The 12324-nt window shown below is 64.9% G+C and carries 10 protein-coding genes; 3 read left to right on the top strand and 7 right to left on the bottom strand.

The genetic code is table 11. The features are described 5' to 3' along the window. From ACLI1C_RS01575 to ACLI1C_RS01565, 3 genes are read left to right on the top strand one after another with little or no spacing between them, the layout of a single operon-like run. Entirely contained in the window at positions 1 to 1497 is a 1497-nt protein-coding gene (locus tag ACLI1C_RS01575) for a tripartite tricarboxylate transporter permease (RefSeq protein ID WP_411395097.1), read from the top strand. A gap of 10 nt (positions 1498 to 1507) precedes the next feature. Next, on the top strand, positions 1508 to 1963 hold the full coding sequence (locus ACLI1C_RS01570) for a MaoC family dehydratase (protein WP_411395096.1): 456 nt from the start codon (positions 1508 to 1510) through the stop codon (positions 1961 to 1963). Between the two features lie 5 nt (positions 1964 to 1968). Continuing rightward, positions 1969 to 3498, top strand: a complete 1530-nt coding sequence (locus tag ACLI1C_RS01565) for an AMP-binding protein (protein ID WP_411395095.1) — start codon at positions 1969 to 1971, stop codon at positions 3496 to 3498. On the opposite strand, the gene ACLI1C_RS01560 is transcribed toward ACLI1C_RS01565, so the two are convergent. The 7 genes from ACLI1C_RS01560 to ACLI1C_RS01530 all read right to left on the bottom strand — a co-directional run bounded on the left by ACLI1C_RS01560 (position 3499) and on the right by ACLI1C_RS01530 (position 12102). Continuing rightward, the gene (locus ACLI1C_RS01560; RefSeq protein ID WP_411395094.1) at positions 3499 to 3945 is read right to left on the bottom strand and encodes a MaoC family dehydratase; all 447 of its coding nucleotides are present in this window, start codon (positions 3943 to 3945) and stop codon (positions 3499 to 3501) included. Between the two features lie 4 nt (positions 3946 to 3949). After that, positions 3950 to 5311, bottom strand: a complete 1362-nt coding sequence (locus ACLI1C_RS01555) for an MmgE/PrpD family protein (RefSeq protein WP_411395093.1) — start codon at positions 5309 to 5311, stop codon at positions 3950 to 3952. 125 nt (positions 5312 to 5436) lie between these two features. Then, a complete protein-coding gene (locus tag ACLI1C_RS01550; protein WP_411395092.1) occupies positions 5437 to 6399 on the bottom strand; it encodes a Bug family tripartite tricarboxylate transporter substrate binding protein in 963 nt (320 codons plus the stop codon). A 218-nt stretch (positions 6400 to 6617) separates the two neighbouring features. After that, on the bottom strand, positions 6618 to 7775 hold the full coding sequence (locus ACLI1C_RS01545; RefSeq protein WP_411395091.1) for a mandelate racemase/muconate lactonizing enzyme family protein: 1158 nt from the start codon (positions 7773 to 7775) through the stop codon (positions 6618 to 6620). Positions 7776 to 7853: 78 nt separating this feature from the next. Next, the gene (locus ACLI1C_RS01540; protein WP_411395090.1) at positions 7854 to 8606 is read right to left on the bottom strand and encodes a FadR/GntR family transcriptional regulator; all 753 of its coding nucleotides are present in this window, start codon (positions 8604 to 8606) and stop codon (positions 7854 to 7856) included. Further along, positions 8603 to 10555 carry an ABC transporter permease subunit gene (locus ACLI1C_RS01535; protein WP_411395089.1) on the bottom strand — a complete coding sequence of 651 codons (1953 nt, stop codon included), beginning with the start codon at positions 10553 to 10555 and terminating at the stop codon, positions 8603 to 8605. Before ACLI1C_RS01535 ends, ACLI1C_RS01540 begins: the two co-directional genes overlap by 4 nt. 146 nt (positions 10556 to 10701) lie before the next feature. After that, positions 10702 to 12102, bottom strand: a complete 1401-nt coding sequence (locus ACLI1C_RS01530; RefSeq protein ID WP_411395088.1) for an ABC transporter substrate-binding protein — start codon at positions 12100 to 12102, stop codon at positions 10702 to 10704. Between the last annotated feature and the right edge of the window lie 222 nt (positions 12103 to 12324).

The raw sequence follows: 12324 nt of genomic DNA, 5'->3' as shown, positions 1-12324 counted from the left end.
ATGGATCTGTTCGCATCCCTGGCCATGGGCCTGCAGGTCGCCGTCACGCCGATCAACCTGCTCTATTGCCTGATGGGCGTGACCCTGGGCACCGCCATCGGCGTGCTGCCGGGCGTGGGGCCGATCATCACGATCTCGCTGCTGCTGCCGCTGACCTTCGGGCTCTCCCCCGAAGCCTCGATCATCATGCTTGCCGGCATCTTCTATGGCGCGGCCTATGGCGGCTCGACCACGTCCATCCTGGTCAACCTGCCCGGCGAGGCCTCCTCGGCCGTGACCTGCATCGACGGGCACCAGATGGCCCGCAAGGGCCGGGCGGGCGCGGCGCTGGCCGTGGCGGCGCTCGGCTCGTTCTTTGCCGGCACGGTGGGTACGCTGATCATTGCACTGGCCGGGCCGCCGCTCGCCTCCATCGCCATGCGCTTTGGCGCGGCGGAATATGCCGCACTGGTTTTTGTGGCGCTGCTGAGCACGGCGGCGATGACGCGGGGCGGGGTGATCAAGGGGATCGGCGTGGCCCTGTTGGGCATGGTGTTCGGCACGGCCGGCTCGGATGTGTCGACAGGCATGTTCCGCTTCACCTTCGGCATGGCCGAAATGCGGGACGGCGTGGACTTCGCCGTGCTGGCCGTGGGCCTGTTTGCCGTGGCCGAGATCATCAGCAATATCGGTTCGCCCCAGGGCGAGGCCGTCTCGGCCAAGAATATCGGACGGCTGTGGCCCACGCGCGACGACTTCCGCCGGTCCTGGCCAGCAGTGCTGCGCGGCACGGGGCTCGGCTCGCTGCTCGGCGTCCTGCCGGGAGCCGGTCTCGCGATGAGTTCCTTCTCGGCCTATATGGTGGAAAAGAGCATCGCCAAGGAGCCGGACCGCTTCGGCCAGGGCGCCGTCGAGGGTGTCGCCGGACCGGAATCGGCCAACAACGCGGCGTCGCAGACCGCCTTCATCCCCACGCTGCTGCTGGGCGTTCCCGGCAGCCCGACCATGGCCCTGATGCTGGGTGCCTTCATGATCCATGGCGTGCAGCCGGGACCGCGCATGATGGGCGACCATCCGCAACTGTTCTGGGGCCTGATCGTGTCGATGTGGGTGGGCAACCTGCTGCTGGTGGTGCTCAACCTGCCACTGATCGGGCTCTGGGTCCGGCTGCTGCGCGTGCCCTATCACTGGCTCTATGTATTCGTGTTGGGCTTTGCCTGTGTCGGCGTCTTCACCATGAGCTCGTCGCATTTCGACATCTACTCGCTCGTATTCTTCGGCGCGCTCGGCTACCTGCTCAAGGCGGCCGGCTGCAACCCGGCCCTATTCATCCTGGGCTTCATTCTCGGACCGATGTTCGAGGAGAATTTCCGGCGGGCGATGACGCTGTCGCGCGGCGACCCGATGGTGTTCCTCGAGCGTCCGATCAGCCTCACCTTCGTGCTGATGGGCGTGGCGGTGCTGCTGGCGACGACGACATCGTTTGTGCGGCGCGGCCGGGCCGAGGTGACGGAATGAGGGCGGGACCATGCTGACCGTCGAGAAAGCCGCGGACCTAGCCGCCCATGCCGGCCAGCTGCTCGGCCGGTCGGACTGGGTCAGCATCGACCAGCAGATGATCGATGCCTTCGCCAACCTGACGGGCGACCGGCACTGGATCCATGTCGATACGACCCGGGCCGAACAGGAGATGCCTGAGGGGCGCACCATTGCCCATGGGCTCCTGCTGCTATCGCTGATCCCCAACCTGCAGCATGAGATCTATGCGGTGACGCGCCGGGGGGCTGGGCTCAACTATGGCTATGACCGGGTCCGCTTCGTCAGCCCGGTGCTGGTGGATAGCCGGGTGCGGCTGGCCATGACGCTGATCGGCGTGCAGGCCCATGCGCAGGGGACGCGCCTGCTCACCGAGGCGACCATCGAGATCGAGGGCCGCGACAAGCCGGCGCTGGTGGCCAACAACATCCTTCTGCTGAAAGACTGATCGTGATGACCGGATACGAAGAGGGACGGCTGCTGCACCGGATTCTGGCCAATGCAGCCGATGGCGGCGAGGCGATCAGCTGCGAGGGCGAGAGTGTGTCCTGGGCTGAACTGGCGCCGCGCGTGCTTGACCTGGCGGGAGCGATCGCCGCGGCGCCTGGTGACGGGGATCGCCCGATCGCGCTGATCGGGCTCAACTCGCTCGATCTGGTCATCGCCTATCTGGCCATCATTGCCGCGGGCCGCTGCGCGGTGCCCCTGCCCGTCTCTGCCACTGCCGAGACCGTGACGGGAATGATCGATGATTGCGAGCCCGCCCTGGTCTTTGCCGATGCGGCAGGACTTGCCCTGATCGGGGAGCGGGCGGCGGGCCGGGTGATCGCACTGGAGCCGCAGGCGGGTGGCGAAGTCGCGCTGGGCGACTTCGTGGCGCGCGGCACGCGACTCGCTGCGCCCGTGGACGTCGGCGGCAGCACCGACTTCAACATCATCTACAGTTCGGGCACGACGGCCAGGCCCAAGGGCATCGTGCATTCCCATGCCATGCGCTACCGGCAGGCGACGCGCGGCGTGTTCCGCATCGGGCCGGCCAGCACGATGCTGCTGGCGACGCCGTTCTATTCCAACACCACGATCATGCCGCTGCTGGCGACGCTGGTACATGGGGGCCATGTGGTGTTGATGCGCAAATTCAGTGCTTCGACCTATCTGGCGCTCGCCGTGCAGCATGGGGCGACGCATACAATGCTGGTGCCGGTGCAGTATCAGCGCATCCTGGCTGAAGCGGATTTCGACGCGCATGATCTCTCCGCCTTCGTGCTCAAGCAATGCACGGGCGCGCCGCTGACCGCGGGACTCAAGCAGGCGGTGATCGCGCGTTGGCCGGGCGGGCTGTTCGAAATCTATGGCCTGACCGAGGGCGGCTGCACCTGCATTCTCGACGTGGCGACCTGGCCGGACAAGGCCCATACGGTGGGCCGGCCCGGCACCAACAATGACATCCGTATCATCGATGAGGCCGGCAACCTGCTCCCGGTGGGGCAGGCGGGCGAGGTGGTGGGGCGCTCGCCGGCGATGATGTCGCGCTATTTCCGCAATCCAACGGCGACGGAAGCCTTCTATTGGCGCGACGCGGCGGGAGAAGTGTTTCACCGCACCGGCGATATCGGTGCCTTCGACAAGGATGGATTTCTGGTCCTGCTCGACCGCAAGAAGGACATGATCATTTCGGGCGGCTTCAACATCTATGCGACCGATCTCGAGCGGACGCTGCTCGACCATCCCGAGGTCGAGGATGCCGCCGTGATCGCCGTGCCCAGCGCGCAATGGGGCGAGACGCCGCTTGGCCTCGTGGTCATGCGGCCGGGCTCGGCCACGGATGGGCCGGCGCTGCTGGAATGGGCCAATGGCCGGGTCGGCAAGCTGCAGCGGCTGAGCGCGATCGAGCTGCGTCCGACACTGCCCCGTTCGCCGGCAGGCAAGCTGCTGAAGCCGGAACTCAAGAAACCCTATTGGGACACGGCGCCGGCGGGCTGATCAGGCGCGACGCGCCGGGATCTGGCCGATCGACACCATGGTCATCACCGTCTCGCCAGCCTGGTTGATGACCGATACGCGCGTGCGGATGACGCCGTAGCCTGGGCGGGTCGAGCGCTGGACGTCGATCACTTCGCGGGTGACGTGCAGGCTGTCGCCGGGGCGCACCGGCTTTTTCCAGCGCAGCTCGTCGACGCCCATGCCGACAATCGGCGTGTCGCCATAGCCGCCGGACTGGATGAAGAGGCGCATGGACAGGGCCGCCACCTGCCAACCGCTGGCGATGAGACCGCCGAAGCGCCCCGCCGCTGCCGCCGCCGGATCGGTGTGCATGGGCTGGGGGTCGTTGACCTGGGCGAAAGCGATAATGTCCTGATCGGTCAGGATGATAGCGGGGCTGATCCAGGTCTCGCCGATGACGAAATCTTCAAGAAAACGGGCGGCCATGGCGCTAGTGCCGCAGCCGGGAGAAGACGGCATCGACATCGTCTGCCGCTTCCAGGGTCATCAGGCGGTCGATGAGTTCGTCGCGTAGCTGGGGCGCGATGACGCCGTCCACATTGGCGCGGAACTTGTCAAGATAGACCGCGTCGGGCGCGGGATTGCGGCTTGTGCCGAGCATGTCCTCGACAGTGTGGCTGAGCACGCGGCCGTCATTCATGGTGATCGACACCACGGCGCGGGAGCGGCTGGTATCGGCGGCGGCAACCGGGTCGGGCACGTGAATCACCTTGTCTGCCAAGGCGTTGATCACCGGGTCGTGCAGGCTGGAGGGGGCATAGGCGGACTTGTCGAAGCGGCCCAAAGCCAGGGCTTCGGCGACGGTGTGCTGCAGGCTGATGCGGCCATGCCAGGAGCTGCGGGGCCGGCGCTTGTCCTCGACCGGTTCGCAGACGGTGCGGAAGGAACGCGCCATGATGGCGCAAGAAATCTCGCGGATTTCTGCAAGCATGATGGCGTTTTTCTGGCGCAATGCTAGCGCGGCGGAGATGAAGGGCATCAGGGTATAGGCGCAGGGATAGAGCTTGGAGGCGATGTTGAGCACCTCCCAGCGCGAGCCGAGTTGGTCGGTCAGCGCGGCGAAGTTGAAGTCGGTCTCGGCCTGGACGTGGCTGCGGTACCAGCCGAAGCGGCCCTCGAACACCAAGTCCGGACCGGTAATGCCATGCCTGGCCAAGGCGACGGCGCGCAGGGCGGCGGCGGCGGCGAAGCCGACATGCATGGTCTTGGTGGAGGTGCCATCCTCGAAGGAGGCAATGGAGCCCGAGGAGAGGCTGGCGGCGGTACCGATGGCATCGACCATCTGGCTGTGCGGCAGGCCGCGCAGGCGGGCGACGGCATAGGCGGCGGCGAAGACGCCATAGACGCCGGTGGGATGAAAGCCCATTTCGTGCATGCGCACCGGGGTGACCATGCCGAGGCGGCAGACGATCTCGGAGCCGACCAGCAGGGCCTCGAGCAGCTGGCGACCGGAAAGGCGGGCGGACTGTGCTACGGGCAGGATGGCGGCGGCGATGGCGCAGGTGGCGTGGATATTGGTGGCGAGATGGGTGTCGTCGAATTCCAGCACGGCCGCGGCGACGCCATTGACGAAGGCGGCATTGGCCGGCGAAGTCTCGCGGGCATCCATCAGGCTATGGGCGCCGCGCCCCCCGGCATCCGCATCGGCAACGGCGCGCCGGGCGGCCTCGACATTGTCGTGGCCATTGGAGGCAATCATCACGCCGATCACGTCGAGCAGCCGGAGCTTGGTGTTGTGGACCACCTCGGCGGGGGCGGCATCCAGCGAAAAGCCGATTGCCCAATCGGCCACCTGCGAACTCACACCAGTCATGGGCATCCCTGCTACAGTGGCGCCCCGATCGGGACGCGGATTCTCAAAAAGCGGCGGCCGGCAGCGTGATTGTATGCGCTGCCGGCCGCCGGGGTGTCGTGCGATTATTTGGCGAGGCCGAGCCCGGTGAGCAGGGTCTCGAAGCGCTCGTAGTCGGAGCGCAGGGCCGAATCGAGCATGGAGCCGGTCATGAAGCGCGGCGACACGCCGGCCTTGCCGAGCCTTTCGACGAAAGCCGGATCGGCATTGGCCTCTTCCAGCGCCGCCTCGATGGCCGCAACGACGTCGGCGGGCATACCGGCGGGACCCATGACCATCTGCCAGCCGGTGCCGGTGATGCTGTCATAGCCGCTTTCGAGCAGGGCCGGCACGTCGGGGAATTCGGCGATGCGGTCGGCGCCCGGCACGGCCAGTGGCGTGACCGTATCCTGGCGCACCTGCGGAATGGCCGCGGCATCCATCATGAACTGCACGTCGCCGGCCAGGACGGCCTGCACGACTTCGGCAGCACCCTTATAGGGAATGTGGGTGGCCTCGATGCCCATGACGTTGAGCATATCCACGGTGGCGACGTGGCCAGTGGAGCCGACGCCAACCGAGCCGTAGTTCATCTCGCCGGGATGGGCTTTGCCATAGGCGACAAATTCTTCGAGGTTGCTGACCTCCAGCGACTTGGAGGCGACCAGCATGCGGACCGCTTCACTGACATTGGCGATGGCGGTGAAATCGACAAAGGGGTCAAAGCCGACATCGGCCAGATGCGGCGCGGTGGTGAAGATGGCATTGCCTGCCAGAAGGAGGGTCGAGCCATCGGCCGGTGCGCGCGACACCTGCTCGGCGCCGATGGCGCCACTGGCGCCGCCCACATTCTCCACCACGAAGTTGACGCCCAGACGCCGGCTCAGCTCATCGGCGACCAGACGCCCAACGGTATCGCCCGCGCCGCCCGCCGCGTAGGGCACGACCATGGTCACCGTGTCGACAGGATAGGTCCCCTGCGCCCAGGCGGGGCTGGCCGCCGTCAGTGTCATGGCCGCCGCAATGGTCAAACCCGCATACATGTTCATCACTCACCTCCCAGTGCGTTTTTTTGGCACTTATACCGTTTGGCAGCTAGCCCGGTGTGGCGCATGGAGACGCTCCTGGCTTTCCGTCTGCCGGAAAGTGCCGTGCCGCGTCTTGGCGGAGCCGGGGCAATTGCTGCACAGCCAGTGGTTCGGATCGTGGGATAGTGAGCGGATCCCGCAGGAGGGGGCGCGGCGCCGAGTGGTCGGCGCCGGCCGGTTTACTCGAACCAGGTGGTTCCGGGATATTGGTGTGCCCTGGCCACTTCTTCATTCAGCTCCAGCCCAATGCCCGGCCGGTCGCTCATTGTGATCTTGCCGTTCTTGATGATGTCGCCGCCATCGGTGATCGTCGACCAGTAGTCGCGGTGGAACCAGTGGAACTCCAGCACCAGGAAGTTGGGGATGGTGGCGCAGACATGGGCCGATGCCATGGTGCCGATCGGCGAGGACACATTGTGCGGCGCGAAGGGGATCGAATAGAGATCGGCCAGCTCGGCGATCTTGCGGCATTCCGACAGCCCGCCGCATTTGGGGATATCGGGCATGATGATGTCGACGGCCTGCTGCTCGAGCAGCTTGCGGAAACCGTGGCGCAGATAGAGGTTTTCGCCGGCGCAGATCGGGGTCGAGGTCGAGCGGGTGATCTCGGCCATGACGTCGATATTCTCGGGCGGCACGGGCTCTTCGAGCCACATCAGCTGGAGATGCTCGAGATCCCGCGCGAGGCGAATGGCGCTGTGCTTGTCGAGGCGCGTATGCAGGTCGCACGCCACCTCCACGCCCTTGCCGGCGGCTTTCACCACCATCTCGGCCAGCTGCACCATGCGGTCATGCTCCCACTTGTTGGGAGTCATGTTGAACCTGTCCTTTTCGTACCAGCCGGTTTCCGAGCCGGTATGGCCATAGGCGCGGATGTCCAAGTCGACCTTGAGTGCGGTGAACCCGGCCGCCAGGACCTGATCCACCTCGGCCTGCACCTCGTCCATGTTCATGCCGGGCGAGACTTCGCAATCGCAATAGACGCGGATGTCGTCGCGGAACTTGCCGCCCATGAGCTCATAGATCGGCACCTTGAGTGCCTTGCCCTTGAGATCCCAGAGCGCGATCTCGATGCCCGTCAAGGCGGTGATCAGCGCACCGGCAAAGCCGCCCTCGAAGACGAGGCTGCGGCGGATTTCCTCGAAGAGCGCATCGATGGCGAAGGGATCGCGGCCGATCAGTTTTTCGGCCAGTTCCTTTTCGATGATGGCGATGGCCTGGTGGCCGCCATGCACGCATTCGCCCAGGCCGGTAATGCCGGCATCGGTTTCGATCCGCACCCAGAGATGCATGCAATGGCCACTGGTCGCGGCCGTCTTGACTGCTGTGATCTTCACTTGGCTCCCCTCAGAACCTGATACCCCTACCCTGGCGCTAGCCCGAGATGCCCGGCATGGGCGCCACCGGACACTGCGTTACGCCAGGACCTCCTCTGCCGGATCCGCGAATGCCGTGACGCCGACATGCAGGTGGGACTGCAGGGCGTATTGGTAGCGAATCCGATCTCTCAGCTCCAAGGCGTCCACCACGGCAGCATGCTGCTCGTAGGTGTCGTCCGTGAAGTTATGCAGCTCCTTGCCCCGCTCCATGATGCGGATGATGACCGGCTTCATGATGCGATAGACGTCGCGCACTGCGCGATTATCGAGGATCGAGACCAGGCGCAGATGGAAGCGGAAATCCATCTCGGACGCCTCCGCAATCGAGCCCGCGGCGCGCAGCTGTGCATTGATGGACCGCATGGCCGCGATATCGTCGGGCCGCATCTGGTCGAAGATGGCATCGACGGAGCCGACCTCGATCAGCTTGCGGAAGCCCTGGATGTCGTTGAACGTGCGGCGCGAGATGTCGAGCGTATTGAACGAGAACAGGTCGAGCGCGCGCTCCATGCGGTCATCGACGATGATGGCGCCGACCTTGGGGCGCACCGAGACGATGCCATAGGCCTTCATGATTCGCATGGCCTCGCGCACCGTGTTGCGGCTGGCCTGAAAGCGCTCGCACAATTCCCGCTCGGTTGGCAGGCTGTCGCCCACGCCGAGCCCCCCGTCGGAGATGAGGCCACGGATGTTGGCCACCATGGCATCCACCGCCGAGGGGATAGAGCTGCGCACAATGGAGGCGTTCAGCGCGCTGCCGGCTGCCCCCATCCGAGACGGATCGTTCATCCCTTGACGGCCCCGACGGTGAGACCTTCCGAGAGGAAGCGCTGGGCATAGACATAGAGCACAGCGACCGGAATGGCCGTCAGGAGCGACGCCGCCATCAGCTTGCCCCAGGGCAGGATGTCGCCGACCACCAGCGATTGCAGCCCGATCGGCAGGGTGCGCAGGGATTCACTGGTGATGAAGACAAAGGCGAACAGGAATTCGTTCCAGGCATTGGTAAAGGCAAAGAGGGTCACCGACAGGATGGCGGGCGCGGCGAGCGGCAGGGTGATGCGCCAGAAGATATAGAGCTGACTTGCGCCATCGATGCGCGCCGCTTCCTCGAGTTCGATCGGGATGGATCGGAAATATCCCATTAGCACCCAGGTGGCGAAGGGCAACAGAAATGTCGGATAGGTGATGATCAGCGCGGTGTGGCTGTTGATGACACCCATGGTGGTCAGCGTCTGGTAGAGCGGGATGAACAGCAGCGTGCCGGGCAGCAGATAGGTGATGAGCAGCAGCGTGGTCAGCAGGCCCGCGCCGCGGAACCGCAGGCGCGACAGGGCATAGGCGGCCAGAGAGGCCAGCGCCACCGAGACCAGCGTGCTCAGGGCCGCGACGAAGACCGAGTTCATCAGCCAGGTCAGGAAAGGCGTATCGCGCAGGAGCGAGGTATATTGCTCGGTGGTGGCCGGCTCGGGCCAGAAGATGGAGCGCCGTTCGCTGATCTGCGTCGTGGTCTTCAACGAGGTCGTGATGATCCAGTAGAAGGGGAACAGCACGAAGACCAGCAGCGGGGTCAGCACCAGGAGGCGCGCCAGCGGGCCGGCATTGGAGCGCGCCTGCTGCCGGAAGATGGGCTGCAACGGGGACCGGCCGGTGGCCATGCGCACCCGGCGCACCACCCATTCCATGGCGGCGAAGACCAGCTGAATGGGAAGGAAGAACAGGTCGATGATGATGTTGACCAGCCAGGTGCCGCCCGCGAGCAGGCGGTCGGCAAAGCCCGGACCGCGCTCGGAGGCGCCATCGCGCCGGTCATCGTGGCGCATGAAGCGTGCCAGCAGCCAGATCAGGATGGCCATCAGGGGCGCAACGCTGAAGGCGATGGCGATGCCCGGACCATATTGCAGGGAGCCGAGCGCCTTTTCATAGGCCAGGATGGAATAGAGCTTGGTGGCGCCGCTGGGCCCGCCACCGGTCATCAGGAAGGGCAGACCGAACTGGTTGAAGGTGGAGATGAATGACAGCAGCAGGGTGACGACGATGACATAGCGCAGGCCGGGCAGCGTGACATTGCGGAAGCGCTGCACGGCATTGGCGCCATCGACCTGCGCGGCCTCGAGCTGTTCGCGATCGACGGCCTTGAGGCCGGCCAGCAGCAGCAGGACGAAGAAGGGAATGCCTTTCCAGACATTGACCGAAATGATGCTGCCCATGGCCATGCCGGGATCGGACAGCCAGCCGAGCGGACGATCGATGATGCCCACACCCTGCAGGATGGGATTGAGCCCGCCGAACATGGGATCGTAGATGCTCTTCCAGGCCAGGGCGGTGACGATTTCCGGCACGATCCAGGGCAGCAGCATGATGCCGCTGAGCAGGCTGCGGAACGGCAGGCGGCTGTTGAGGATGAGCGCCACGGTCATGCCGATGACGAATTTGAGCAGGAGCGACCAAAAGGTGAACTGGATGGTGTTCTGCATGGACTGCAGGAAATCGCTGCTGGTCCACAGGCGCTGATAGTTGCGGAACCCCACGCTGGTGGTTTCGCCGGTCAGGAAATTGAGCGATGTCGTGCTGATGAAGATGGCGCTGACAAAGGGCCAGAAGATCAGCAGCGCCATGATGAGCACCATGGGCAATACAAACAGGTAGCCGACCTTCCAGTCGCGACCGAAGAGGTTTTCCAGACGCTTGCGCAGCGTCGGACGGGCCTGAGCCGAACCCATCGTCGTCAAGATCATCCGATCTTCCATGCCTATGCTCCATCGGGGCCCTGAACCCCTGTCGAAAGAGAAAGCAGCCGCGCGGCTCACAGGCAGCGCAGGCACCGGTCAGTCGATAGACGCGACGGGGCAGCAGACTGCCCCGTCGCGCGGCCCCAGATGGGCTACATGATGCCGCCTTCTTCGAAGATCTGGACGATCTTGTTGTGGGCGTCGGTCACGGCCTCCTGCGAGGTCATGCGACCGGCAATCACGTTGCCCATCGACTGTTCCAGCACGCCCTGGGCGCGAATGGCGTCGATCTGCGCGGCCGGCTGGGCCGGCCAGGACGGGCCGATGAACGGCTCCGGCACGCTGACCTGGTCCTTGATGATCGCGTAGTTCGGGTCGGCCGCGATCAGCTCGTCGGTCCAGAGGTTTTCATAGGCGGGCATGAACAGGCCGCCAGCAACCGCCGACATCGGGGTGAAGTTGGCCGGGTCGAGCAGGTCGAGGGCCAACTGCTTGGCGAGCTCGACATTGGGCGCGCCCTTGAAGACGGTCAGCCAGCCGCCCACGGCACCGCCATCGCGGCTGTCACCGTTATTGGCATTTGGCTGACGCAGCAGGACCGTGCCCGGGAAGACCGGGTTGTTGTCGCGCTTGGCCGCCGCATAGACCGAGAAGGCGTTGTGCGTATAGCCGACGCTGCCGGCGAGATAGGCCTCGTTGTTGGAGATATCGCCCCAGCTTTCGACGCCCGGCGGCAGCATGGCGGCGTATTTGCCGTTGCGGTCATAGGTTTCGCGGACGAATTCATAGGCCGCGACGGTTTCGGGGGAATCGAATTCCACCTTGGTGCCGGTGGCGTCGGTGAAGTGGCCGCCAAAGGCATTGAGAATGCCCGAGGCAACGCCCCAGCCGTCGCCGGACTGGTTGACGGTGAGGCCCCAGCCCCAGAACTCGTTGTCGGGGTCGGAGATGGCCAGAGCCGCCTCGCGCCGCTTTTCCCAGGTATCCAGGCTCGCCGGATCGATGCCCTTTTCGGCCAGCTTGTCGCCGCGGAAGAAGGTGCCGGTGGTGTTGGCGATGAAGGGGATGGCCATCCACTTGCCATCGATCTTGCCGATGCTTTCGGCATTGATGCCGCGCATGACATTGCCGTAGCGGCTGATGGCTTCCTCGACCACGTCATTGACGTCCTCGAGCAGGCCGAGCAGGTGCATCTGGGGCACCGAGACGTTGCTGGTATAGGCCAGATCGGGGGGATTGCCGGCCTTAACGGCGGCCGACATCTTGCCCAGGAAGTCGCCGAAGGATTCCGGATTGGTGGTCGAGATATCCAGCTCGGCACCATTGGCGGTGGCGAACTTGGTGACGGTGTCGCGGAACAGGTTCTGGGCCGCTTCGAAATATTCGGTGCGGTGAATGACGGTCAGCTTGCCGGCGGCGCCCTGGGGCAGGTCCATTTCCGGGGCGGCGTCCTGCGCAAAGGCGGGCAGGCCGTTGCTGGCAGCCCATAGGCCGATACCGGCCGCCCCGCCGGTCCTCAACACGTCACGGCGATTAAACTTATTCGACGTCATGCTTCCGTCTCCTCCTGTTGAAACATGGCTGAGCGCTCGCGAACCCATCGGGTGGCGTGAAAAACTATCGCAATGCGCCTCGTCCTCCCCGGGTGACCGAGCCTCCCGCTCCGTCACGCGTTTCCACCGCCACGCGGGTCTTTTGTCCCATCATTGGCAGCGAATAGACAAGAATTAGGAGATGAATGGGCACGGAGTCAACCTTTTGTCCCACAAAAGACT

The organism is Devosia sp. XGJD_8 (assembly GCF_046614475.1).
In the GTDB taxonomy this organism is placed as follows: Bacteria; Pseudomonadota; Alphaproteobacteria; order Rhizobiales; family Devosiaceae; genus Devosia.
Note: the sequence above shows the minus strand (reverse complement) of the source record. Positions and strands in the feature narration are given on the sequence as shown.

Excerpts from the sequence above, each read along its gene's own strand:
- ACLI1C_RS01575 (WP_411395097.1), top strand. The coding sequence starts at position 1 with ATGGATCTGTTCGCATCCCTGGCCATGGGCCTGCAGGTCGCCGTCACG.
- ACLI1C_RS01570 (WP_411395096.1), top strand. The coding sequence starts at position 1,508 with ATGCTGACCGTCGAGAAAGCCGCGGACCTAGCCGCCCATGCCGGCCAG.
- ACLI1C_RS01565 (WP_411395095.1), top strand. The coding sequence starts at position 1,969 with ATGACCGGATACGAAGAGGGACGGCTGCTGCACCGGATTCTGGCCAAT.
- ACLI1C_RS01560 (WP_411395094.1), bottom strand. The coding sequence starts at position 3,945 with ATGGCCGCCCGTTTTCTTGAAGATTTCGTCATCGGCGAGACCTGGATC.
- ACLI1C_RS01550 (WP_411395092.1), bottom strand. The coding sequence starts at position 6,399 with ATGAACATGTATGCGGGTTTGACCATTGCGGCGGCCATGACACTGACG.
- ACLI1C_RS01540 (WP_411395090.1), bottom strand. The coding sequence starts at position 8,606 with ATGAACGATCCGTCTCGGATGGGGGCAGCCGGCAGCGCGCTGAACGCC.
- ACLI1C_RS01535 (WP_411395089.1), bottom strand. The coding sequence starts at position 10,555 with ATGATCTTGACGACGATGGGTTCGGCTCAGGCCCGTCCGACGCTGCGC.
- ACLI1C_RS01530 (WP_411395088.1), bottom strand. The coding sequence starts at position 12,102 with ATGACGTCGAATAAGTTTAATCGCCGTGACGTGTTGAGGACCGGCGGG.